Annotated in this window: 22 protein-coding genes; 18 read left to right on the plus strand and 4 right to left on the minus strand. The window is 55.4% G+C overall.

The annotated features are described in order from the left end of the window. Together AAFN83_RS18145 and AAFN83_RS18150 are read right to left on the minus strand one after the other, a co-directional pair. The coding region (locus AAFN83_RS18145; RefSeq protein WP_347771951.1) for a helix-turn-helix domain-containing protein at positions 1-194 on the minus strand (194 nt) is incomplete at its 3' end. 124 nt (positions 195-318) lie between these two features. After that, entirely contained in the window at positions 319-1,905 is a 1,587-nt protein-coding gene (locus tag AAFN83_RS18150; protein ID WP_347771953.1) for a bifunctional metallophosphatase/5'-nucleotidase, read from the minus strand. Between the two features lie 326 nt (positions 1,906-2,231). Here AAFN83_RS18150 and prmA point away from each other — a divergent pair, with 326 nt between their 5' ends. From prmA to AAFN83_RS18185, 7 genes are all read left to right on the plus strand, one after another. Next, entirely contained in the window at positions 2,232-3,296 is a 1,065-nt protein-coding gene (prmA, locus tag AAFN83_RS18155) for a 50S ribosomal protein L11 methyltransferase (protein ID WP_347771955.1), read from the plus strand. Position 3,297: 1 nt separating this feature from the next. Continuing rightward, the gene (locus AAFN83_RS18160) at positions 3,298-4,005 is read left to right on the plus strand and encodes a site-2 protease family protein (protein WP_347771957.1); all 708 of its coding nucleotides are present in this window, start codon (positions 3,298-3,300) and stop codon (positions 4,003-4,005) included. A gap of 125 nt (positions 4,006-4,130) precedes the next feature. Continuing rightward, positions 4,131-4,958 (plus strand): RsmE family RNA methyltransferase, encoded by an 828-nt coding sequence (locus tag AAFN83_RS18165; protein ID WP_347771959.1) that lies wholly within the window; start codon positions 4,131-4,133, stop codon positions 4,956-4,958. Between the two features lie 7 nt (positions 4,959-4,965). Then, the gene (gene mtaB, locus AAFN83_RS18170; protein WP_347771961.1) at positions 4,966-6,315 is read left to right on the plus strand and encodes a tRNA (N(6)-L-threonylcarbamoyladenosine(37)-C(2))-methylthiotransferase MtaB; all 1,350 of its coding nucleotides are present in this window, start codon (positions 4,966-4,968) and stop codon (positions 6,313-6,315) included. Positions 6,316-6,367: 52 nt separating this feature from the next. After that, positions 6,368-6,793 (plus strand): NUDIX hydrolase, encoded by a 426-nt coding sequence (locus AAFN83_RS18175; protein ID WP_347771963.1) that lies wholly within the window; start codon positions 6,368-6,370, stop codon positions 6,791-6,793. Further along, a complete protein-coding gene (gene deoC, locus AAFN83_RS18180; protein ID WP_347771965.1) occupies positions 6,790-7,476 on the plus strand; it encodes a deoxyribose-phosphate aldolase in 687 nt (228 codons plus the stop codon). The genes AAFN83_RS18175 and deoC overlap by 4 nt, the downstream gene beginning before the upstream one ends. A gap of 258 nt (positions 7,477-7,734) precedes the next feature. Continuing rightward, positions 7,735-9,522 (plus strand): methyl-accepting chemotaxis protein, encoded by a 1,788-nt coding sequence (locus tag AAFN83_RS18185; protein ID WP_347771967.1) that lies wholly within the window; start codon positions 7,735-7,737, stop codon positions 9,520-9,522. A gap of 55 nt (positions 9,523-9,577) precedes the next feature. Here AAFN83_RS18185 and AAFN83_RS18190 read toward each other — a convergent pair whose 3' ends face one another. After that, positions 9,578-10,534 (minus strand): Na/Pi cotransporter family protein, encoded by a 957-nt coding sequence (locus AAFN83_RS18190; RefSeq protein WP_347771969.1) that lies wholly within the window; start codon positions 10,532-10,534, stop codon positions 9,578-9,580. Positions 10,535-10,601: 67 nt separating this feature from the next. Here AAFN83_RS18190 and AAFN83_RS18195 point away from each other — a divergent pair, with 67 nt between their 5' ends. Next, a complete protein-coding gene (locus AAFN83_RS18195) occupies positions 10,602-11,984 on the plus strand; it encodes a class I SAM-dependent rRNA methyltransferase (RefSeq protein ID WP_481810522.1) in 1,383 nt (460 codons plus the stop codon). A 183-nt stretch (positions 11,985-12,167) separates the two neighbouring features. On the opposite strand, the gene pyk is transcribed toward AAFN83_RS18195, so the two are convergent. After that, positions 12,168-13,598, minus strand: coding sequence for a pyruvate kinase (gene pyk, locus AAFN83_RS18200; protein WP_347771973.1), 1,431 nt, complete (start codon positions 13,596-13,598; stop codon positions 12,168-12,170). Between the two features lie 138 nt (positions 13,599-13,736). On the opposite strand from pyk, the gene AAFN83_RS18205 reads away from it, so the two are divergent. The 10 genes from AAFN83_RS18205 (at position 13,737) to AAFN83_RS18250 (ending at position 22,270) form a co-directional block, all read left to right on the plus strand. After that, a complete protein-coding gene (locus AAFN83_RS18205; RefSeq protein WP_347771975.1) occupies positions 13,737-14,633 on the plus strand; it encodes a LysR substrate-binding domain-containing protein in 897 nt (298 codons plus the stop codon). A 219-nt stretch (positions 14,634-14,852) separates the two neighbouring features. Next, positions 14,853-15,584, plus strand: coding sequence for an ABC transporter ATP-binding protein (locus AAFN83_RS18210; protein ID WP_347771977.1), 732 nt, complete (start codon positions 14,853-14,855; stop codon positions 15,582-15,584). Continuing rightward, on the plus strand, positions 15,581-16,642 hold the full coding sequence (locus AAFN83_RS18215) for an ABC transporter permease (RefSeq protein ID WP_347771980.1): 1,062 nt from the start codon (positions 15,581-15,583) through the stop codon (positions 16,640-16,642). Before AAFN83_RS18210 ends, AAFN83_RS18215 begins: the two co-directional genes overlap by 4 nt. A gap of 45 nt (positions 16,643-16,687) precedes the next feature. Then, on the plus strand, positions 16,688-17,353 hold the full coding sequence (locus AAFN83_RS18220; RefSeq protein WP_347771982.1) for a TetR/AcrR family transcriptional regulator: 666 nt from the start codon (positions 16,688-16,690) through the stop codon (positions 17,351-17,353). Positions 17,354-17,527: 174 nt separating this feature from the next. Next, on the plus strand, positions 17,528-18,124 hold the full coding sequence (locus AAFN83_RS18225) for a TetR/AcrR family transcriptional regulator (protein ID WP_347771984.1): 597 nt from the start codon (positions 17,528-17,530) through the stop codon (positions 18,122-18,124). 57 nt (positions 18,125-18,181) lie between these two features. Further along, positions 18,182-19,153: an FAD:protein FMN transferase gene (locus AAFN83_RS18230; RefSeq protein WP_347771986.1), complete on the plus strand. Its 972-nt coding sequence runs from the start codon at positions 18,182-18,184 to the stop codon at positions 19,151-19,153. A gap of 14 nt (positions 19,154-19,167) precedes the next feature. Next, on the plus strand, positions 19,168-19,587 hold the full coding sequence (locus AAFN83_RS18235) for an FMN-binding protein (protein ID WP_347771988.1): 420 nt from the start codon (positions 19,168-19,170) through the stop codon (positions 19,585-19,587). A gap of 22 nt (positions 19,588-19,609) precedes the next feature. Continuing rightward, the gene (locus AAFN83_RS18240) at positions 19,610-20,401 is read left to right on the plus strand and encodes an EFR1 family ferrodoxin (RefSeq protein WP_347771990.1); all 792 of its coding nucleotides are present in this window, start codon (positions 19,610-19,612) and stop codon (positions 20,399-20,401) included. A gap of 246 nt (positions 20,402-20,647) precedes the next feature. Continuing rightward, the gene (locus tag AAFN83_RS18245; RefSeq protein ID WP_347771992.1) at positions 20,648-21,706 is read left to right on the plus strand and encodes a tetratricopeptide repeat protein; all 1,059 of its coding nucleotides are present in this window, start codon (positions 20,648-20,650) and stop codon (positions 21,704-21,706) included. 6 nt (positions 21,707-21,712) lie between these two features. Beyond that, on the plus strand, positions 21,713-22,270 hold the full coding sequence (locus AAFN83_RS18250) for a hypothetical protein (protein WP_347771994.1): 558 nt from the start codon (positions 21,713-21,715) through the stop codon (positions 22,268-22,270). Positions 22,271-22,545 lie beyond the last annotated feature (275 nt).

Raw genomic sequence — 22,545 nt, forward strand, 5'->3', positions numbered from 1 at the left:
CCTCGTTGATCCAACAGGCCGTATTCGCCTTTCTCCCGGTACTTTCGCATCCATACTTTGACCCGATCCTTATCGGTTAGCTTCAAGTGTTCTGCTATTCTTTGGTACGTCCACTTCTCCTCCCTATGCAGCCGGACTGCCTCCATCTTCAATTCTTCCGTATACGACTGGAACTTCTGTCCTTTTCTCGCCATAAAAAATGCACCCCCTAGATTTTCATCGGATTTTCCCAGGGGGTTTTTCCAATGTCTATTCTAAGGGGTGCACTTCAGAAGGGCCTGGAGGATTTTTTTGGATGGAGAGGGTGAACGCAATACCCTAGAACACCACTTTCCAGTTGTGGTCACAGGCCGCATGAATTACCTTGCGTTTCAGAATAAAGTCGGCCAGAATCTCCGTCATATCCGTTGGAATCTCCCGGATGACCGGCTTGTCCTTCAGCATGAAGAAGTTGCCGCCGCCACCCGCGCGGTAGCTGTTCATCACAACCTCACACGTCTCGTCGGGATGCAGAGGAACTCCATTCCGCAGCAGCTTGGTGACCCGGCTCCCAATCGGCTTTGAGATATCCAACTCGTATTCGATGCCTTCCCACATGTCATAGTTGAAGTGCTGGGGCTTTGGCTGCAGATACTCCGCAGACACCTGCAAGCTGCGAGTCGCTTCATCGAGGGTGAAGTAGCGGGCATGCTGCTCCAGCGCGTCCCGAATGTCCTGGCCGGACAGAAGAACGACCTTCAGCGTGTTCGGGTAGATGTAATTGGAGATGACATCCCGCATCGTGATCCGCCCGGAAAAGCCTCGTGCTTCATTGGTGAAGATGGCGGCACAGGAGACAGCAGCCCCGGTACCTTCCATTTGAACCCGATTGACGAACTCCGTGAACGCATGGTCCCTTTGCCGGGCGGCAAAGGGGTCCGGAATGGACAGATCGCCTTCCGCCCAGCCGATGGGCTGATCCAGCCATTCCTGGGTTTTGGCTTCCTTGTCGGCAAACAAGGCGAGGATTTCCTCGTCCGCTTCCGCTTGTGCGGCCTCCAGCAGCTCGGCGGTTTTGCCGACGAGCGCCCAGCCTCCGTTCGGCGATTTCTCAAACTGAAGCTGTACCTTGGCGATGGCCTGACCCGCAGACCCCGGCTGCACGTAAGCCACTCCCTGCAGCTCGCCTGCCAGCATGCGATGCTGATGCCCGGTCAGGAGCACGTCCACGCCTTCCAGCTTCGTCGCCATCTCGTAGCCTTGATTTTCCCCGGTCAAAGGCTCCGTGGTATCTCCGGTTGCAGGATCGCGCTCGAAGCCGCCGTGATAGCAGACGACGATTGCATCCGGACGCTCGGTCTCACGAATATGAGCAATCCAGCGGCGAGTGGAGGCAAGCGCATCTTCGAACGCTAGTCCCTCAATATTTGCGGGCTCTTCCCAGTTCGGGATGTAGTGTGTCGTCACGCCGAGCACCGCAACCCGGATGTCCTCCTGCATGACAAACATTCGATAGGGCTGACCGAACACCGGTTGGCGGTCGGAGGCGCGTACGACATTTGCGCACAGGTAGGGACAATTCGTGTCCGCAACCGTTCGCTCCAGCAGCTCCAACCCGTAATTAAACTCATGATTGCCGATGATAGCTGCATCGTAACGAAGAAGATTGAGCAGGCTTGCCGCAGGATGGATGCCGGTTTGATCGTATTTTGCATAGTGGTACATAAGGGGCGTCCCCTGCAAAAGATCGCCGTTATCCAGCAGGAGGAGCGCCGGATCTTTCCTTCGTTCGCGATGGATGAGGCTCGCCAGCTTGGCCATCCCAAGCGGCTTGTCCCCGGGTCCGCGGTAATCGGTTGGATAGAAGTGACCATGGATATCGCTGGTTTCCAGCAATGTAATCGTGACCGTTTTCTCAGTATTCAAACGCGGATGCCTCCCCGGATGGTAGTTGCAGCCTAGAGCGTGTATGCAAACACGCTCCTACAGAAGTTTTGAGCAATCGAGTCTACTATATCCAAGAGAAATCACCATCGTCCAGAGAACAACCTTAACATTTCGGAATACCTGCACATGCTTATGCGGTTTCGGTCATCAACCCCCAGCGAAACCCGAAGGGGTCGATTACGGGGGTTACCAAGCATGGAGACACTCCTCTCGTTTTGCCCAAGTATTCTCTATATAGTACAATGAGAGGCGAGTAAAGGGCTGTAACCGATCCTGCAAATCGGCGAAGCGACAAGGAGGAAGCCATGCGCTGGCACGAAATTACCATACATACAACCGAAGAAGCGATCGAGATGATCTCCAACCATCTGCATGAATTGGGTGCCGGAGGAGTTTCCATCGAGGAATCCGGTTCGTTGAACAAGGTGCGGGATACCTCGTTCGGGCAATGGTATGACAAGCCGTTGAACGATATCCCCGAAGGACGGGCGGAAATCAAAGGCTATTTTTCGGAGGATTACAAGGTAGAGGAGCTCCTCGCCAATCTGACCGAATTCTATGCCGAGCTGGAAAGCTATGAGATCGACACCGGGAGTCCGACCATGGATGTGAAGGTGGTCGATGAGGAAGACTGGGCGCACGCCTGGAAAGCGTATTTCAAACCGATCCGCGTCTCCGAGCGGCTGACGATCAAGCCGACCTGGGAGGAGTATGAACCGGTTTCTCCCGATGAAATCATTTTGGAGATGGATCCCGGCATGGCCTTCGGCACCGGCACGCATGCGACGACGGCACTTTGCCTGCGCACGCTGGAAAGCGTTGTTCAACCCGGGGATGAAGTGATCGACGTCGGCACCGGCTCCGGGATTTTGGCTGTCGCCGCCGTCAAGCTGGGCGCGAGACACGTGCTTGCGCTCGACCTGGATCCGGTGGCGGTCTCCAGCGCTACGGAAAATGCGGCGCTGAACGGCTTGACGGATCGAATCAGCGTTCACCTGAGCGACCTGCTGGGCGTACTGGGGGGCACCACCGTTGCCGCCATCAATGAAGCCTTGGAGGGAGAGACCGGAGCCCATCTTCCGCCTTCCGAGCTGTCGGCCGTTCCCGCGGAACCGAGCCTGCCCGAGCAGGAGCTCGGCGTTCACCTTCCGGTTCGCGTTGTCGTCGCGAACATCCTGGCCGAGATCATCATGACGTTCACGGACGATGTCTACCAGGCGCTCCAACCGGGAGGCTATTACATTGCCTCCGGGATTATTGAAGCGAAGGAAGCCGCCGTGAAGGAGGCGCTTGTCCGCTCCGGCTTTGTGATCAAGGAGACGAACCGCGAAGAGGACTGGGTAGCGATCGTCGCGCAGAAGGAGGCGTAAGATGGGGCTGACCGAGCTGACGACACACCCGGAGCGGATTCCGTTTCTCCTACTCGTCCTGATGATCGCTTTTGCGTTCCACGAGTTCGCGCATGCGTTCACGGCGGACCGTTTCGGTGACCCCACCCCGCGGTCCATGGGAAGGGTGACGCTCAACCCGCGCGTTCACCTGGACTTTTTCGGGACGCTTCTCATCTTTCTCGTCGGCTTTGGCTGGGCCAAGCCGGTGCTTGTGAATCCGAATCACTTCCGCAAGCCCCGGCTCATGAACCTGATCGTCTCGGTGGCGGGGCCGCTGGCCAACCTGGTGCTTGTCGCGCTCGGGGTTCTGATCCTCTATGCGCTGCAGGCGGCAGGTGCTTTCACCTCAATGTCTCACGGGGTTCTGGTCGCGGTTTCGCTCTTCTTCATGCTCCACATCGGCCTGAACCTCATTTTGTTTTTGTTCAATCTGCTCCCCTTGCCTCCGCTTGATGGATACCGCATTCTGGAATCCCTGCTCCCGGAAGGGCTGCGAATCCGGCTTGCCGGTGTATCGCAGTGGCTGGGGCTTATCTTTTTGCTGTTCGTGTTCGTTCCCACCTTGTCCAATGCGACCCTCGGTCGGTTGTTTTCCCTGCAAACTCCGATCCTGGAGGCGATCGATCACGGGATGTCCCTGCTGTTCGGGTTTTCCTTCGATTGGTCGCAGTTGAGCTTTCCCTCGTAAGGAACGGGTCGAGGAGCTGGCGCTGAGGGTTGGCGCTGGCTTTTTCGTGTCGTTCGGGGTATATTGAAATGTGGCGCATGGGATGTGCCGGTCGTATAACTCTCATCCAGAAGGCAGGTCGCTTCATGCAACGATATTTTCTACCACCGGAAGGCTTCGAGCAGGACCGGATCGTGATTACCGGAGATGACGCCCACCACCTCATTCGGGTGATGCGGGCGGAGCCGGGAGACGAGGTGATCTGCTGCGACGGATTAGGCCGAGCGGTTCTCGCTCGATTGACGGAGATCGGCAAGACCGAGGTTTCCGCTATCGCCACCCAGGAGCTGCCGCAAACCGGCGAGCCGTCGGTGGAGCTATGGATTGCCCAGAGTCTTCCGAAGGGAGACAAGCTGGAGACCGTCATGCAAAAAGGCACGGAGCTCGGGGCAACGCGGTTCATCCCGTTTCTGTCCGAGCGGACCGTGGTTCAATATGATGCCAAAAAAGAAGAAAAGCGGCTCGACCGCTGGCGCAAGATCGTGAAGGAGGCGGCAGAGCAATCGCATCGGAGTGTTGTACCCGAGGTGCTTGCCCCCCTCTCCTGGAAAGCGCTGTTGAAGCTCATCGGCGAGGTAGAGCTCGCCGTGCTTTGCTATGAGAAAGAATCGGGCTTGCAGTTGAGAAGCTTGCTCCGAGAAATTGGCGATTTGCGCGAGAAATCGGCGACCGAAGCGGCAACACCAAGCGCACAGACCGAAGGGACGGCCACCTCAACGAGCAGACCAACCAAGCGGCCGAGGATCCTCGTCATCGTCGGCCCGGAGGGCGGCATCACCGAGCGGGAGGCTGAGGAAGCCGAACAGGCGGGAGCCCGTTCAACCGGTCTCGGGCCGCGCATTCTCCGCACCGAGACGGCCGGGATGGCGGCAACCGCATGCATCATGTACGAATATGGAGAAATGGGAGGCTGAGAACCGGATGCCGAGCGTGGCTTTTCATACTTTGGGCTGCAAAGTCAACTACTATGAATCCGAGGGAATCTGGCAGCTGTTTAAGAATGAGGGATACGAGCAGACGGATTTCGAATCCCGTGCGGATGTCTATGTGATCAATACCTGCACCGTAACCAATACGGGGGACAAAAAGAGCCGGCAGATCATTCGTCGGGCCGTCCGGCGCAACCCCGACGCCATCGTCTGCGTTACAGGCTGCTATGCACAAACCGCCCCGGCTGAGGTCGCGTCCATTCCTGGCGTCGATATCGTGATCGGAACGCAGGACCGAGATAAGATCTTGCCGCTCGTCCATCGCTTCCGCAAGGAGCGGGAGCCGATCAACGTGGTGCGCAACATCATGAAGACCCGCGAATTTGAGGAACTGGACGTCCCCGAATTCGAGGATCGCACCCGGGGCTTCCTGAAGATTCAGGAGGGCTGCAACAACTTCTGCACCTTCTGCATCATCCCGTGGTCGCGCGGGCTTCTGCGGAGCCGGAGACCGGAGAAGGTGCTGCAGCAGGCACGCCAGCTCGTGGAAGGCGGCTACCAAGAGATCGTGTTGACTGGCATCCATACGGGCGGATATGGAGAAGATCTGGAGGGCTACTCCCTCGCCAATCTGCTTCGCGAGCTCGATGGCGTAGACGGTCTGGAACGAATCCGCATCAGCTCGATCGAAGCGAGCCAAATTACCGATGACGTGCTTGATGTGCTGGGGAATTCGTCCAAGCTGTGCCGCCACTTCCACGTACCGCTTCAAGCGGGGGAGGACAACGTGCTGAGGCGGATGAGACGGAAGTACACGGCTCAGGAATATGGGGAGAAGATTGCCCGCATTCATGAGATTTTCCCGGACGTGGGCATTACCACGGACGTCATCGTGGGCTTCCCGGGCGAAACGAACGAGCAGTTCGAGGAAGGCTACCGCTTCATGAAGGAAATGGCCTTCTCCGAAATGCACGTATTCCCCTATTCGAAACGGACGGGTACCCCGGCCGCCCGAATGGACGAGCAGATTGAGGAAGAGATCAAGATGGAGCGCGTCCATCGGCTCATCGACCTCTCCGAGGAGATGCAGCTTGCCTATGCACGGAAGTTCATCGGCCGAGTGCTTGAGGTCATTCCCGATCGCACCATTAAGGAAGGACCGCTTGCCGGCTGCTTGGCAGGGTATGCAGACAATTACATGCAGGTGGCATTCCCGGCAGAGCCGGGGCAGCTGCGCCGTCTGACCCGGGTTCGTGTAACGGAAGCGGGCGTGAACGAGAGCATCGGCGCGGCGCTGGACCGGGAAGCTATCGTTGCGGAAGCTTCCAGCACACAGGGATAAATCCGAAGGACAGCAGGCCGCCGGAGGCAAGAAGGAACAGGAGGAAGGCTTCATGAAGGTCATATCGGCAGGGGGAGTCGTCTACAAGAAGGATTCGACCGGGCTCTCCATTCAACTCATCAAGGATCGATTCGGCCAGATGACGCTGGCAAAAGGCAAGCTGGAGGAAGGGGAAACGATCCAGCAGGCCGCGCTGCGCGAGATCCAGGAGGAGACCGGAACCGAAGGACGGATCGTAGATGCTCTTATGAGCATTGCGTACGAAGACACGGTTCATGGGTCAGCCAAGGAGGTCCACTACTTTCTCGTAGAAGCCATCGGCGGAGAAGATCGTGTCCAAGTCGAGGAGATCGGCGAAGTCGGCTGGTACTCCCCGGAGGAAGCTTGGCGGCTCCAGACGAGCTTTGGCTATGATAACAATGATGCCGTTTTGAAAAAAGCATTCGCTTTATTACAATTGGAGGGATACCCACAATGACCAACCTGGACAGCAAGGCCATCGCATCCTATATTGATCACACCCTGCTTAAGCCTGACGCTACGGAGCAAGCCATCGAGCAGCTCTGCTTTGAAGCCCTTACCCATAAGTTTTACAGCGTCTGCGTGAACGGCCGCTGGACGAACCTGTGCAATCAGATTCTCGGCGACTCCGGAGTTTCGATTGCCGTCGTCGTCGGCTTCCCGCTGGGAGCCAATCATACGCCGGTCAAGAGCTTCGAAGCAGCCGTTGCGGCAGCAGGCGGGGCCAAGGAAATCGACATGGTGCTTCAGATCGGACAGCTGCTGGAAGGCAACTACCAAGCGGTGGAAAATGACATTCGGGAAGTGGTGCAAGCCGTCTCCGGTCAAGCCATCGTCAAGGTCATCTTCGAGACGGGCTTCCTGAACGAAGAGCAAAAGATCACGGCCTGCAAGCTCTCTGAGGCAGCAGGCGCTCACTTCGTGAAGACCTCCACCGGCTTCGGTCCGGGAGGAGCGACGGTGGAAGATATCCGCCTGATGCGGAGCAACGTGTCCGATGCGGTACAAGTGAAAGCTTCCGGAGGGATCCGCGATCTGGATACGGCGCTCAAGATGATTGAGGCGGGTGCTACTCGTCTTGGAACGAGCTCCGGCGTGGCCATCGTGAAGGGACTTCAGGATCACAACGCGGCTTACTAAGCTGACGTGTAGGACAAGAGACCGCCATTTTTCGACCCAGTCGAGGAATGGCGGCTTTTGTTTTTGATCGAACCTGCATGATTATGACATTTTTTTGAGCATTTATCGCTAATCGAGAAACTTTTTCAAACCAAAGGTTACATACATCTAGTCTATTTGGTCTAGATCATATAAAATCATTATATTTACATAAAAAATCCATTGATCGGTTCAACAAGACAAAGAGAGAAGCAAGACTGGATGAGGAGGAATGACAGGTTGGAGAAGAAGCCTGCAAAGCAGCCCAAGAAGAACAAGGAAAGCAAGGGAATAGAAAAGCAACAGTCCCGGAAGATCAACCTGCGTGTCAAGGAAATGGGTCTCAAAATGAAGTTGATGATCATGCTCGGGATCGTCATTCTGATCGGGAGCACCGTGGTGACGACCTTTGCAGCTGTGCGAATCAAGACGTTTACCGAGAATCAACTCAAGACTCTGGTCGAGACAACCTTCAAAGCGGGCAAGGAGCTTATGGAGGAGAAAAACCCCGGCTTCTGGAGCATTTCCAATGGCCAGCTTTTCAAGGGCATGCAGCCGATCAATGACAATCATTTCTTTATCGATAACCTCGTCCCTCGGCTTGGAAATGAAGACATTCGCATGTCGGTCAGCCAAGGTGAGACGCTTGTCGCCACGAACATCAAGAACGGCGATCAGTACGCGGTTGGCGAAACGATAGCCGAGAATATCCGCAAGAAGACGCTGGAAGGCGGAGAGCCCTACACCGGATATACGACCATATCAGGCGTTCGCTATTATGCGGTCTATGATCCGATTCGAACCGAGTCCAATGATTCGATCGGCGTGTTGAGCTTCCTCTACCCGACGAAAGAGATTGATAATCAGATGGCCACGTTCATCAAGTGGCTGATCGCGATTGCAGTGGGGATTCTGGTGTCCAGTCTTGCGATGGCCTTCTTCTTCACGCACCGTTTGACGTTCCTGTTGAAGAAGGTCGGCCAGATGTCCAACCGCATCGCTTCTGGCGATCTGCGTGTAGAGGCGGTGAAGGTGGCTTCGCACGATGAAATCGGAATCGTCTCCGAGTCCATTAACCGCATGATCGTCAACCTGCGCGGGATCGTGGGCAAGGTGGAGGAGGCGGTCAATTCGGTAGACCAATCCTCGAACAACCTGGCGGAGAGCGCCGATCAGGCGAAGGCCGTCACGAACGAAATCGCCGAGACGATGACGATGCTTGCCTCCTCCTCGGACAGCCAGGTGCGGATCTCGGAGGAAAGCTCGCAGGCGGTAGCCTCGATGGCCGAGGATATTCAGAGCGTAGCCAGCTCCGCCACTTCCGTCTATGGAGAATCTCAGAACATGTCCGATCAAGCGGTTCGCGGGATGGAATCCATCGAATCGGCGGTTACCCAAATGAAGGTGGTCAACGACACGGTGAACGAAACATCCGCAGCCATTGATCGGTTGAACGAAATGTCGGTCAAGATCGAACAGATTGCGGGCGTCATCGAAGGCATTGCCTCGCAGACGAACCTGCTTGCCTTGAACGCAGCGATCGAGGCTGCTCGTGCGGGGGATGCAGGCCGCGGCTTTGCCGTCGTTGCCGAAGAAATCCGCAAGCTGTCGTCGCAGACGCAGCAATCCGCGAAGCAGATCGCCGGACTCGTCACCGAAGTGCTGCATGCCGCCAGCAATGCGGACATCAACATGCAGAGGGGCAAGAAGGAGTTTGCGGAAGGTTTTGAGCGGGTGGATCGCGCCAGTGGCGTGTTCAAGCTCATCGCGGACAGCGCAGGAAGCATCACGAGCAGGATGGAAGAGATGTCCGCCTTCTCCGAACGGATGTCGGCCAGCACCGAGGAGGTTGCGGCATCCGTCGAAGAAATCTCCGGATCGGCGCGTCAGGCGGCAATCGGCGTTCACGGCGCTGCGGCCATGACGGAGGAAGAATCGGCGACGATGGAAGAGGTTGCTCATGCAGCCGCTACCCTGCGCGTGCTGGCGGAAGACTTGAAGGAAGCCATCTCGCAGTTTAAACTGTAAGAGACAGGCGACCGCATAGACGATTTCGGTCGAAACGGATGAACCGTCCGCTTTTTTAGGGACGGTTCATCCGTTTCTTCCCGTTCAGGCGAGGCAGGATGTAGCAGAGCGGCAGCGCGAGGAGCGAGCTCAGCACGTTGAACACGGTCTGTGCACGAGCCATCTGTACGGATGCGCTCGTGCTCATATGGGAGACGAGCTCGGCCATCGCCGGAAGGAAGGGATAGAACAGGGCGGTGCCCGCCACATTTAATAGCGTGTGCGTCCAGGCGACATAGGCACCGTAGCGCCCGCCTCCGATGGAGGCGATCAGCGCGGTGGCGCAGGTGCCGACGTTTGCCCCGAGGATGACCGCAATCCCAAGCTCCGGCGGGAAGGTGCCGGAGCCGACGAGCGTCATCGTCATGGCGATGGTGGCGGCGCTGCTGTGGATGATCGCCGTCACCGCGGCTCCCGCGAGGACGCCCCAGAGGCGGCTGTCCTGCGAGCGTTCGACCAGCCAGGCGAACATGCCGCGAGCCTCCAGCTCGGGCGTAAGGCCCTGCATGAGGCTCACCCCGAGCAGAATGCAGGCGAAGCCCGCTGCTGCGAGGCCGCTGAAGCCCAGCTTGGCGGCGAAGGGGGAGCGCTCGGCGGAAGCCATCGCGGTTAGCCAGACCGCCGCCGAGAAGAGGAGCAGCGGCAGCGCGAGCTGGCCGAGGTTCAGCCCGATCAGCTCGGTGGTCAGGCAGGTGCCGATATTCGTGCCGAGGATGACGCCGAGCGTCTGGCTGAACTTCATCAGCCCGGCATTCACGAGGCCGATGGTTACAACGGTCACCGCCGTGCTGCTTTGCATGATCGCGGTAAGGAGCGAGGAGGCGGCCATTCCGCGCAGCGGAGTACCGGTAACCCGTTTGAGGATGACGGGGAGACGAGGCCCCGCAGCCCGTTCCATGGCGAATTCCATCGTCTTCATGCCGAAGAGCAGCAGGGCAAGGCCAGCGGCGAGCGGAAGGAGAAGAGAAGCCAAGGGGCAGGGCCTCCTTTTGCAACTTGTCCCGAGGATACAATACTTATATGATGAAGAATATCGACTCATGATAGGAGAGAAGCAAGTGGCGAGCATATTCCTGCACAAAGCACGCAAGAAGCGCATTGAAGAGGGGCATCCGTGGGTATATCGAAGCGAGATCGAGCGGATGGAGGGGGAACCGTCTCCCGGCGATATCGTCACTGTGATGAGCCATCACGGGAAAGTACTCGGAAGCGGCTATTACAATCCGAAATCGCAGCTCACGGTCCGGCTGCTCGGCGCAGGCGCTGAGACGGAAATGGATGAAGCGTTCTTCGAGAAGCGGTTCCGCCGCTGCCTCGCCCATCGGACTCGCTTTGTCCCGGGGGCGGATTCCTGCCGCATGGTCTACGGGGAGGCAGACTTCCTTCCGGGGCTCATCGTGGATAAGTTCGCGGATGTTCTCGTCGTTCAGATTTTGACGCTCGGCATGGACCTTCACCGGGAAGCGCTTGTCCGTGCGCTCGTTACGGTCTTTCAACCGAAAGGGATCTACGAACGCAGCGATGTTTCGGTACGTGAGTTGGAGGGGCTTGAGGAACGAACCGGCCTGCTCTACGGAGAATGCCCGGACATGGTGCAGATCACCGAAAATGGCTTAAAGATCGAGGTAGACATTCGAAACGGCCAAAAGACCGGTTACTTCTTCGATCAGCGGGAAAACCGCGCAGCCATCCAGCCGCTCATGCTCGGCTGGGGAGCAAGAAGCGGCATCCACGTGGAAGAGCGGGAGACCGAGGAAGGGCTGCGTTCGCTCCCGGTCAACGCGAGCGGCAAGACGGTGACCTTTCCGTACTGGGACGGCGCGACGGTTCTCGAATGCTTCGCGCACACCGGCAGCTTCACCCTTCACGCTTGCCAATACGGAGCGAAGAAAGTGACCTGTCTCGACGTGTCCGAGCATGCCGTCACCAGCGCTCGCCGGAACGTCGAGTTGAACGGCTTTGAGGATCGCGTGGAATTCGTCACGGCGGACGCTTTCGACTACCTGCGTGCGCAGGTGCAAGGACTCAACGACCGCAAGGATCGCGGGCAAGCGGGAGGCAAGAAGGTCGACACCTCCAAGAAGCTTGTGGCCGAAGGCCGCACCTGGGATGTCGTCATTCTGGACCCGCCTGCCTTTGCCAAGAACCGCCGTTCCATTCCCGGAGCCTGCCGCGGGTACAAGGACATCAACCTGCACGGTATGAAGCTCGTCAACGAGGGCGGGTATCTGGTGACCGCCAGCTGCAGCTATCACATCTCCGCGGAGCTGTTCCTCTCCACCATTCAGGAGGCGGCGGTTGACGCCGGCAAGCGCCTGCGGCTCATCGAATTCCGCGCGGCAGGCAAAGATCACCCGCGCATTCTCGGCGTCGACGAAGGCAACTATTTGAAGTATGCGATCTTTGAAGTAACTTCGCGATAACTTTACATGAGCACCCCTTGCAGCGAAAGCAACCGGCCTTGCGGCTGTTTTGCGGACGTTGTAAGGGGTTTTTATCTTGCCAGACGAAGCCTGAGAAACAGAAAACGCCATTCCCGTGTTCGGAGGAAGGTCGCAAAGACCTGCTTTGAACACGGAAACGGCGTGTTTGGTACTAGGTGGAATTTACAGTGAATCTCCTACCCGGTGGATGCGGACCAGATTCGTGCTGCCGCTGGCTCCCGCAGGCACGCCCGCGGTGACGACAACCAGATCGCCCTCCTGGATGTAGCCGCCGGTTTTGGCCAGCTCCACGGCGGACTGCACGGCGGCGTCGCTGTCGGCAACGTCCGTGCTGCGCAACAGCGGAATGACGCCCCAGCTCATCGTCAGAGCATGAAGCACGGACGGTTTGGAGGAAACGGCGATAACCGGAGCCTGGGGCTTATGCTTGGCGATCATTCGAGCCGTAAAGCCGCTTTCGGTCAGGGCCAGAATCGCCTTGGCGTTCAGCTCCAGCGCCGCCTGAGCCACGGCTTGACCGATGGTTCCGGTCACATTCAGCGTTTTGCGGGCGGCCTGCAGCGTCAGCCAGCTGTAGCTATCCAGGGCAGATTCGGCCTTCCCGGCGATGCGAGCCATCGTTTCCACCGATTCCAACGGATACTTGCCTGCGGCGGATTCGCCGGACAGCATGACCGCATCGGTGCCGTCAAATACGGCGTTGGACACATCCCCGGCCTCAGCGCGGGTAGGACGGGGATTCTGTTGCATCGATTCCAGCATGTGGGTGGCGGTGATGACCGGTTTGCCTGCCAGATTGCAGCGGCGGATCATGTCCTTCTGCACCAGGGGCACATCCTCCACGGGCAAGTCCACGCCTAAGTCACCGCGAGCCACCATAATGCCGTCGGATGCCGAGATGATGGCATCCAGATTTTCCACGCCTTCGTCATTTTCGATTTTGGCTACTACCTGAATATGTCCCGCGCCTAGTTCATCCAGAATATGCTTGATCTCCAGAATGTCCTCCGCCTTGCGGACAAAGGATTGGGCAATGATATCGATCTTCTGCTCTACACCGAAGCGAATGTGGCGCACATCCTTTTCGGTTACGCCGGGCAGGCTCGTTTTCACGCCGGGAACGTTTACGCCCTTACGGGGTTTCAAGCGGCCGCCGTTGCGGATTCGGCATAAAATCTCGGTCCCTTGTGCCTGCTCCACCTCCAGGCGAACGAGACCGTCGTCGATCAGGATGATGCTGCCAGGCGACACGTCCTGGGGAAGCTGCTTGTAGGTGACGTGGATGCGTTCCTTGGTACCCAGCACCTCCTCCGTGGTCAGGGTGACGGTTTCCCCCGCAACGAGCTCTACGAACGAGTCCTCCATTTTGCCGATCCGAATTTCAGGACCCTTGGTGTCGATAAGCACGGCCACATACTGATTCTCGGCAGCAGCAGCCTCGCGGATATGGCGGATGCGGGCAATATGCTCCTCCGGCTCTCCGTGAGCAAAATTGAGTCGGGCTACGTTCATCCCTGCTCGGATTAGCTTGCGCAGCATTTCGGGACTTTCACTCGATGGGCCGATGGTGCACACGATTTTGGTTTTGCGCATGATTTCCACTCCTTGTCTGTTTTCCTTTTTCGCTTGTGATTTTTTTCTCTTATTGCTAGAATATCGGAAAGTGTATCATAAGAAAAATATATATTATTTCGTTTTTCATAAATTGTGATGAGGGAGGCAGGCTGGTTGATGAATCTGCATGCGTTGAGGGTTTTTTCTGCTGTGGCTGAAAAAGGCGGGGTAACCCGGGCTGCCGAGGAACTTCGAATCAGCCAACCGGCGGTTACGGCTCAGGTCCGCAACCTGGAGAAGGAGTTGGGGTTTCCATTGCTGGCCCCCAAGGGGCGGGGCGTTCTCTTGACCGATGGTGGAGTCATGGTGGCGCGATCTGCCAAGCGTCTCTTTGCACTGGAGCGTGAGATCGAGGCGGGGATCCGGGAGTACAAGGCGGGCTTTAGCGGCGTCCTGCGCATTGTGGCCACCTACCTTCCCGCCAACCTTCTGCTTCCCGAGTGGCTGGCTCGTTACAAGCAGGAGCATCCCGAGGTGGAAGTGGTGCTGACCACCGTCAATTCCCGCGAAGCCGTGGAACAGCTTCTGAATTATGACGCGGAGGTGGCGGTTTACGGCGGAGGCTGGGAGGAGCAGCCGGGCATTGAATGGGAACAGCTCCTGGAGGATGAGCTGTGGTTCATTGTACCGAACCGCCACCCCTATGCCGGGAAGGAGATTCCCTTGGTTGAAATGATGAAGGTGCCTTTTATTCTCCGTGAGGAGGGCAGTTCTACCCGGGAGAGGTTATTTTCATTGTGCCGCGCCTTGAATGTGAACCCGCCGAAGGTCGGTCTTCAGTTCAACGGGGTTAGCGAGGCGCTGCGCGCTGTGATTGCAGGCTATGGGGCCAACTTTATTTCGTCTCTGGCCGTAAAGGATTATGTGGAGCGAGGCGAGGTGTCGCGGGTTTTCGTCAGCGGTCTGACTTTGATGAATCCGATCGCCGTATGCACGCGCAAACAGGAGCCGCTTTCACCGGTGGCGGAGGCCTTTGTCAGAATGGTTCGAAATGAGGTGAAGAAGCAATATTGAAGAAGCAACGGGAGCGGGTTTGCATTCACGCTCATGGGCTCAAGCGCTTGCAGAGGTCGCAAGCAGGCTTGAGTCCTTTTTGCATGATGGAAGGGTGAACATCGGCTGCCTTAAAAAATGAGTGATTACTCACTTGATTAATTTCCGAGTAAGGAGTATATTCGGATTGAATTAAAAGTGAGTGCTCACTCATTTTATTGGGGAAGGGTGAATCTGACGATGACAGAGCAAGAGGCTTGCATCCGAACGAGGGCCGTCTATCGCCGATTTGAGAAGAAGGAAGTGCTGCATGGCATCGACCTGGAGGTGAAGCGTCACGAAATCTTCGGACTGCTCGGTCCCTCCGGCTCCGGCAAAACCACTCTGGTCAAGCTTGTAGCCGGCATTGATGAAGCCACTAGCGGGGAAGTTGACGTATTGGGGACACGCATGCCGAAGCTGTCGATGATGAAGCGCATCGGGTACATGGCGCAATCCGATGCCATGTATGAGGAATTGACGGCCAAGGAAAACCTGGAGTTCTTCGGCGCCTTGTTCGGGTTGCACGGAGGCAGGTTGAAGCAGAGAATTGAGGCGGTTATGGAGCTTGTTCAGTTGAAGGAGGCCCTCACGCGCCCGGTCGGTGCGTATTCCGGGGGAATGAAGCGCCGCCTGTCGCTGGCCATCGCTTTGATGCATGAGCCGGAGCTGCTGATCCTTGATGAGCCGACGGTTGGCATCGATCCCGTCCTGCGCAAATCCATCTGGGACGAACTTGGCCGTCTCAGTCAACAGGGAACGACCATTCTGGTGACTACCCACGTCATGGATGAAGCGGAAAAATGCCATCGGCTCGGCATGATACGTGAAGGCCGGCTCATTGCCGTCGGCACGCCGGAGGCGTTGAAGCAAGAGACGGGCAGCGCTTCCCTCGAGGAAGCCTTCCTGTACTATGGAGGTGTCCGGTCATGAGAATTCGTGCCTTGGTGATCCGTATTATTCGACAGTTCCTGCATGATCGACGCACCCTTGCCCTGCTGATCGTAGCCCCTTTGCTCGTGCTGACTTTGATGTACCTGGTGTTCAATGGGGATGCCTATCGTCCGAGGATCGGGGTGCTGGACCTGCCCACGGCTATAGCGGATCGATTGCGTGAGACTGACGCCAGCGTGAAAAGCTATGAAACCAAAGCCGCAGCCGAAGGCGCGTTAGCTGCTCAGGACATTGATGCGCTCCTTCGGATCGAAGACGGCACTCTCCTCATCAAGCTGGAAGGAAGCGAACCTTCCCGAAACCGGGCGGTTCTGCTGGCGATTCCACAAGCTCTTCAAGGGTTAGACAAAGCAGCCGGAGGCGATTCTCAATCGCCAGCCAGTCCTTTTGCAGGTCAGACTCCTGAAATCGAGTACTTGCATGGAGGAGCAGACATGACCTCTTTCGATAGCTTGAGTCCGGTGCTGATCGGCTTCTTTGCTTTCTTCTTCGTCTTTCTCATCGCAGGGGTCTCCTTTTTGCGGGAGAGAACGAGTGGAACGCTGGAACGGCTGCTCGCCACGCCGCTGCATCGGTGGGAGATCGTCGTCGGATACATGATGGGCTTCGGGATTTTCACCTGCTTGCAGGCGATGCTTATCGCCGGTTATGCGATCGGGGCCTTGGGCAGCTTAATGGTCGGCTCGTTCGGCCTCGTCGTACTCATCATGCTGCTGCTGTCGCTGAATGCCCTCAGCTTCGGGGTCTTGCTGTCCACTTACGCCAATTCCGAGTTCCAGATGATTCAGTTTATCCCGATTGTGATCGTGCCGCAGGTCTTCTTTTCCGGCTTGTTCGATCTGGAGACCCTATCCCCGTGGTTGAGATGGATTGCGAACATCACGCCGCTCAAATATGGAGCCGATGCCTTGAAAAGTGTCATGATCCGTGGAGAAGGGTGGAGTTCCATCGCCCTGGATGTCTATGTGCTGGCTGGCTTAACCCTCCTCTTTATGGCGGCAAATGTGTGGGCATTGCGCAAGCATCGAAAGATATAGTACGCTTTGCAAGACAAGTTTATGGATGGAAGAGGAGGAGCCTCTGTGTCGAATTATCAGGAAAAGTGGCTGGAGGATCTGCTCCAGTTGACCGAGGATACCGGGAAAAAGACGGAGAAACAGATTCGAATTCTGGAGGCCGCGACGGAAATCTTTTCGCAAAAAGGCTATGAAGCTACTTCGACAAGCGAAATCGCGCAAAAGGCCGGTGTGGCCGAGGGAACGATCTTTCGCCATTACAAAACAAAGAGGGACCTGCTGCTGTCCATCGCCGGACCGATTCTCGTCAAGCTGGCGGCTCCGTTCCTGCTGAGGGATTTTGTCAAATTGATGGAGCTGCCCTATGAGAAGGCAGACGATTTTTTCCGGGCGCTGGCCAAGGATCGGTTCAAGTTTGCCCGTGAGAATACGAAAATCATCAAGATTCTCATTCACGAGGTGCCCTTTCAACCGGAGCTGATGGGGCAGATCAAGCGGCTGTCGTCGGACATCGTGTTCAACCGGATCGAAAAGGTGGTTGAGCATTTTCAGGAAGCCGGTCAGTTGGTCAGCGCGCCGCCATGGAGAATCATGCGCACGGGGGCCAGTCTGGTCATTGGGATGATCCTGACTCACTTGTTCATCGCGCCCGATTTCCCCATCGACGAAGACGAGGAGATCGACCTGGCGATCGATCTACTGATGAACGGGATTGGCAATCGCAGCATGTAACAAAGATGAAGGCAGAGAATCTCCTTCTCCAGCAAGCGGGGTTCGGCATTGGCCGATCCCGGCTTGTTTTTGGTTGAGAACCGCCAGAAATATCCTATACAAGAAAATCCATCCGTGCTAAGATATGAATGAACAAAAAAATATTCATTCATATTGCACCGGGGGACCCATACATTGAAAGAGAAGAAGGATATTCACGAGAAGAAGGCAGCCATTTTTCAATCCGGGAAAGAATGCTTCAGCTCGAAGGGCTTCAAGGACACCAATATATCGGACATCACCAAGCGCGCCGGAATAGCCGTTGGCACCTTTTACAATTACTATCCGTCCAAGGAAAAGCTCTTCATGGAGATTTATGCCGAAGAGAACGAAAAGCTCAAAAAGAGCATGATGGATTCGCTCGATGTGGAGGAAGAACCCCTAACGGTCATCAAGAGCTTTCTCTCGATGAACATGGCGGGCATTCAGTCCAGTCCCATCTTGGCCGAGTGGTATAACAAAGATGTCTTTCGCAAGCTGGAACAGCTGTTCCGCGAGGAAAAGGGGCTCGATTCTGTCCATTTCCTCTATGGAAGCTTTACGGAGCTCTTTAAAAAGTGGCAGGCGGAAGGCAAGATCCGCAGCGATCTGGATGTTGAGCTCATCATGGCGTTTTTTAGCGCACTCATTCATGTCGACCTGCACAAGGAAGAAATCGGGCTTCAGCATTTCCCGCACATTCTGGATTACTTGATGGAGTTTGTCATGAACGGATTGAATCCATCCAAGTAGCTTCTAGCCTATTGGAGTGTGTAGGCAAACACGCTTTTAGGAAAGGGGGATGAATACATGAACAAGGCCTCTCCTGTCGCCCAAACCGCCACTCATCTTGGAATGGGGACAGGGATGACCCATTGTGTGTTCGGGAAGAACGCAGAAGCAGCGCTCCAGGCTGTGAAAAGCGAGGCAGCGAGGCTGGAGAGCTTGCTCAGTTGCTATCGTCCCGAAAGCGAGATCAGCAGAATCAACCGATCGGCCGGCGTACAGTCGGAGAGGATGAGCCAGGACACCTACGAGGTGCTGGCACATGCCGCTCGATTCTCAACCGTTTGCGGCGGGCTGTTCGACGTTACCATCGGACCCCTGGTTGCCCTGTGGGATTACAAGAATCGCTCGGACCTCCCGGAAGCAGCAAGGATCAGAGAGGTGCTTCCTTTGGTCCATCATCAGGATCTTCTATTGAACTCGGATGCCGGAACAGCCGAACTGCGAAGGTCGGGGCAATCCATCGATTTGGGCGGGATCGGAAAAGGCTACGCCAGCGCAAAAATTCTGGAAGTCTTCAAGAGCTTCGAGGTTGTATCGGCCTATACCAATATCGGAGGGAATGTGGCAGCGCTTGGAACGAAGCCGGATGGTACCCTCTGGAGTGTAGGCATCCAGCATCCAAGGCAGGAAAACCGGTTGATTGGCGCGGTGTCCATTGCAGATAAGGCGGTCGTGACGTCAGGGGATTATCAGCGGTATTTTGTTGACCGCAGCGGCAAAAGACGGCATCACATCCTGGACCCGCGTACTGGATATCCGGCGGAATCCGGACTGGCCAGTGTGACGGTCGTTGCGGATGACGCGACGGCAGCAGACGCCCTGTCTACGATTCTTTTTCTAGCCGGGATGAGTCAAGGCATGGAACTCCTGCAACGCTTCTCCGGAGCGGAGGCTATTTTGGTGGATACGGACATGACGGTCTTTGTTACGCCCGGTCTCCGAAATCACTTTCAGACGGAAGCAGGCACACGGGTCTATATCCTTAACGCTTAATGGAGGAATTCAGTATGCAGCGAAAGGGGAAACGCAACTTGCTGATCGCGGGTGTTGTTGTCTTGGTTGTGGTTGGCGGCTTGGGAGGGGCGCTGCTCTTCACGGAAGGAGAACGGCGGGAGGCTAAAAATGTCCCGATCAAAGACATTAATTTCAAAAGTCTTTCGAATGGGACCTATGTGGGCGAATACGAGGGCGGCAAGTTTAAAATGAGAGCCAACAAAATTCAGGTAACGGTGTCCGCTAAGAAGGTAACGGAGATCAAGGTGCTGGAGCAGAAAGAGAAGAGGGCTTCCACGTTCACGGAGGAACTGTTCGGCCGGGTCATTCAGGCCCAATCCCTTCAAGTGGATACGATTAGCGGGGCTACCCTTACCTCGAAGGCCTTTCTGAAGGGGATTGAGGATGCCCTGGAACAAGCATCGCATTCTTAACCAAGAATCGAGATGATGAGCGATGATCTTTTATTTTTCGGGAACCGGCAACTCCCTCTATGCCGCGAAGCGCCTTGCGACGGAAACAGGGGAAGAGCTGGCCTCCATCGCGGCTATCGAAAACCAAGGCCTTGCCTGCTATGAGCATACGTTGAAGGATGACGAGATCATCGGGTTTGTATACCCCGTCTACGCATGGGGGCCTCCGAAAACCGTCCTTGCGTTCATCGAGAAGCTCAAATTGAATCATTATCGCGGTAACTATGTGTTTTCGGTCGCAACCTGCGGAGGCAGCATCGGAAATACCATGAAGGTGATGAAGGCCGGCTTGAGGAAACAAGGGATTCACTTAACTAGCGGGTATTCGATCGTCATGCCCAACAACTACATTCTAATGGGGGATGTCGATTCCAAAGACAAAGAGAACGCCAAGCTCTTGAGAGCGGATGAGACTTTGAAGGAAATTGCCCAAGCCATACGACGAAGAGCCGAAGGTGAATTCAAGCTGCACAAGGGCGCTCTCCCGTGGCTGCTGACCGGTGTTATGAATCCCCTGTTCAACAAAAACGCGGTAAACCCTGCCAAGTTTTATGCCATGGATCATTGCACAGGCTGCGGGATCTGCGAGCAGGTGTGCAACTGCCAAACCATCACGGTCCAGGATAAGCCGCAATGGGGGACCCGTTGCACCCAATGTTTGGCGTGTATCCATTATTGTCCCGAGAAGGCTATTCAATTTGGGTCAGGAACGGTGAAGAAGGGGAGATATACCAATCCCCACATAGGGGTTAAGGAGATTGTTTCTTGCAGATAATGGCAGCAAATGATCAGAAAACCAACTCGATTATTCTAGTGTTACTAGTCAACAAAATAGGGGAATTCCCAAACGCCTGAGGGCGTTTTTTGTTTTCAGGAAAAGCGCCAAGAATCGACAGGTTTTGATAATGAAAAAAGGTACAATGGTCACGTTATGCTCGAGTTTTATCTAAGAATACGATTCAACGAAAAGACCAGTCGCAGGCGGACCTTTAGAAGGGCACTGCAGCAAAGGGGAGACATGATGAACGACCGGGAGGAACAGGAAGACAAAAGAGAAGGGGAGGGACTTGATGAACTTGGAGAATTAGTAATCGCGGAGGATGAGGAGGAATTGGAGCAGGAACCAATCCCGTTTCGCCTTCCTCCGAAGATCGCACTATTTTTGGTTGCCGTCGTTGGATTGACGCTTTATTGTTCAATCCAACTTCCAAAGACGATGAAAGAGTATAAGGTTTACAAGCAGGCGGAAGCCCTCATAGAGAAAGGAGAAACCTCTGCCGCAATTAGCAACTTGGATGAATTGTCTAATAAATACCCGGACTCCACGGACCTGTCCATGAAGCTGCTTCGGCTCTCTATGCAGGAAGGCTATTATTCGATCGCGGTCTCCACAATCAACGACCGGTTATATGGTCAGAAGCTTTTTGCGGTGGATCACGAACGGTTCACCGGCTATATCGAGCAACTGGAACGCCATCTGAACGCTCAAGCTGCGGTTAGCGGGTTCTTTCCGTTTGCGGATGATCAAGCGAATGACGAGGCACCAAGTCGAGATGAAGTGAAAGCGCAGATATATCAACTGCTCGACCAGAGCGATATGGATCAAGCTTATCTTTATTATGTACTGAGTGGGGTCGAGGAGGATTTAGATACCATACTGTGGGCTCTGCAAGAAAGCTACGAACTAGATCCCGAGCTAGCCGGACTTCGTGTGAAGCTCAGTGTGATCTGCCGAAGAATGGATCGTCTAGAAGAAGCAAGCCAATATGCGGAGGAAGCCCTTCGTAAGGAAAGGCGGGATGTAGAAGCCCTTCGGGCCATGTCCACGATCAAGCTTGCCACGGGTGATCTTTCAGAGGGGCTTCGCTACTCGGAGGAGGCTTATCGACTGAATCCGGACGCTGAGAACGTCTTGAGTACCTATGCCGTTGCTCTGTATGCCAATGGGGAATACGAAATGTTTCGTTCTATCTTGGACGATATGGCGAATAAAGGGGAATCCCCCGAGGGCAATCTACGCCGTTATTTCAATGGAGATATGTCGCTGCAAGACTATTACATAGAGAAGAGGATGAATTAATTGAGGGTGTTTAAGGAGTTGAAGGCGCTATCCTCAGGGTTTGGGTTAATCGTAACCACGCTCACTTTTCCCGGGGTGATTGTACACGAGTTAGCACACCAGTTGATGTGCCACATCTGTAAGCTGAAGGTTTACGCAGTGAGGTATTTCTATCCGATAGCCCCATGCGGGTATGTCATCCATGAAGCAACCGATGATCCCCGGAAGCTTTTCCTGGTTGCGACAGGTCCTTTCTTTATCAATTCCGGACTCGGGGCAATCGTCGTGTTGCCAGCCATCACGAGGGTGATGCTCTTCAGCGACTCCCACAACCCGCTTATGCTTGTGCTAGCCTGGTTGGGAATATCGATTCTGATGCATGCATTCCCGAGCAAGGCAGACGCAAAGACGATGATGCAAGGAATTTTGAAAAACAAGAAGGTGGGGATTGTCCCCAAGCTGCTCACAGCTCCTGTTGTCGGGTTAATCTATCTCGGGGCTATTGGCTCTGTGTATTGGCTGGACCTGATCTATGCGGTTGCAGTAGCCAGAATTCTCCCGGATCTACTTGTTCGATTGTTTTAACAAAAGTAGGGAGTGTAAGAGCTGAGTCGATGAGAATACGATCATTTCGTCTATGCCTATCTATCAAATGCTGGATGAAGCTGAGCAAGCCTTGAAGGTTTATTCTCTGATTGGTTATCCCTTACCAAAACACCACAATACAAGTGAGGCGTGTTCGCAATCACGCTCCCACTTGTATTGTGGTTTTCTTTTTCGATTTTCCAAATTATGAATAAGAACGCGTGATCCCATTTCCAGTGGGCTTGGCCGCACTCTTTGTGCTAGAATAGAAGAAA

The sequence above is a fragment of the Gorillibacterium sp. CAU 1737 genome (assembly GCF_039888655.1).
Lineage (GTDB): Bacteria > Bacillota > Bacilli > Paenibacillales > NBRC-103111 > Gorillibacterium.

What these genes read in the sequence shown, in the direction of transcription:
- prmA (WP_347771955.1), top strand. Translation starts at nt 2,232, where the DNA reads ATGCGCTGGCACGAAATTACCATACATACAACCGAAGAAGCGATCGAG.
- AAFN83_RS18160 (WP_347771957.1), top strand. Translation starts at nt 3,298, where the DNA reads ATGGGGCTGACCGAGCTGACGACACACCCGGAGCGGATTCCGTTTCTC.
- AAFN83_RS18165 (WP_347771959.1), top strand. Translation starts at nt 4,131, where the DNA reads ATGCAACGATATTTTCTACCACCGGAAGGCTTCGAGCAGGACCGGATC.
- mtaB (WP_347771961.1), top strand. Translation starts at nt 4,966, where the DNA reads ATGCCGAGCGTGGCTTTTCATACTTTGGGCTGCAAAGTCAACTACTAT.
- AAFN83_RS18175 (WP_347771963.1), top strand. Translation starts at nt 6,368, where the DNA reads ATGAAGGTCATATCGGCAGGGGGAGTCGTCTACAAGAAGGATTCGACC.
- deoC (WP_347771965.1), top strand. Translation starts at nt 6,790, where the DNA reads ATGACCAACCTGGACAGCAAGGCCATCGCATCCTATATTGATCACACC.
- AAFN83_RS18195 (WP_481810522.1), top strand. Translation starts at nt 10,602, where the DNA reads ATGATAGGAGAGAAGCAAGTGGCGAGCATATTCCTGCACAAAGCACGC.
- pyk (WP_347771973.1), bottom strand. Translation starts at nt 13,598, where the DNA reads ATGCGCAAAACCAAAATCGTGTGCACCATCGGCCCATCGAGTGAAAGT.
- AAFN83_RS18205 (WP_347771975.1), top strand. Translation starts at nt 13,737, where the DNA reads ATGAATCTGCATGCGTTGAGGGTTTTTTCTGCTGTGGCTGAAAAAGGC.
- AAFN83_RS18210 (WP_347771977.1), top strand. Translation starts at nt 14,853, where the DNA reads ATGACAGAGCAAGAGGCTTGCATCCGAACGAGGGCCGTCTATCGCCGA.
- AAFN83_RS18215 (WP_347771980.1), top strand. Translation starts at nt 15,581, where the DNA reads ATGAGAATTCGTGCCTTGGTGATCCGTATTATTCGACAGTTCCTGCAT.
- AAFN83_RS18230 (WP_347771986.1), top strand. Translation starts at nt 18,182, where the DNA reads ATGAACAAGGCCTCTCCTGTCGCCCAAACCGCCACTCATCTTGGAATG.
- AAFN83_RS18235 (WP_347771988.1), top strand. Translation starts at nt 19,168, where the DNA reads ATGCAGCGAAAGGGGAAACGCAACTTGCTGATCGCGGGTGTTGTTGTC.
- AAFN83_RS18240 (WP_347771990.1), top strand. Translation starts at nt 19,610, where the DNA reads ATGATCTTTTATTTTTCGGGAACCGGCAACTCCCTCTATGCCGCGAAG.
- AAFN83_RS18245 (WP_347771992.1), top strand. Translation starts at nt 20,648, where the DNA reads ATGAACGACCGGGAGGAACAGGAAGACAAAAGAGAAGGGGAGGGACTT.